The following is a 382-nucleotide window of genomic DNA, read 5'->3' as shown; positions in this document are numbered from 1 at the left end:
GTATATCGCCGACTTCGATAATGAAAATCAATTTCATTGCAATCCCCATCGGCGTCGCGGTCATCGCGCTCTTCGGCTGGCGGGCCTCGCGCGCCCCGGCCCCCGCGCCCGTCCCTGAAGCCAGCGCGGCGGCGGGCCGGAGCATCCCGCACGCGCAGGGCAGCACCGTGGTGGTGGAGCACCCGAAGCAGGTCGGGGTGTTCGACCTGGCGGCGCTGGACACGCTGGACGCGCTGGGCGTGGACGTGCAGGGCGTGGCGGGTGATTACTTCCCCGGCCAGCTGGCGAAGTACGCGGACGCGAAGAAGTACCCGCGCTTCGGGACGCTCTTCGAGCCCGACTACGAAGCCCTCCACGCCGCCCGGCCCGACCTGGTCATCAC

General features: G+C 69.4%; 1 protein-coding gene. It reads left to right on the top strand.

Annotated elements, in window-relative coordinates; genetic code table 11:
- Positions 1–20: 20 nt before the first annotated feature.
- Positions 21–382, top strand: a 362-nt coding sequence (locus tag C5S61_RS04450) for a substrate-binding domain-containing protein (RefSeq protein ID WP_500684036.1), incomplete at its 3' end; no start/stop codon positions are given.

The organism is Herpetosiphon llansteffanensis (genome assembly GCF_003205875.1).
GTDB lineage: Bacteria > Chloroflexota > Chloroflexia > Chloroflexales > Herpetosiphonaceae > Herpetosiphon > Herpetosiphon llansteffanensis.
This window is presented reverse-complemented; position numbering and strand designations above follow the sequence as displayed.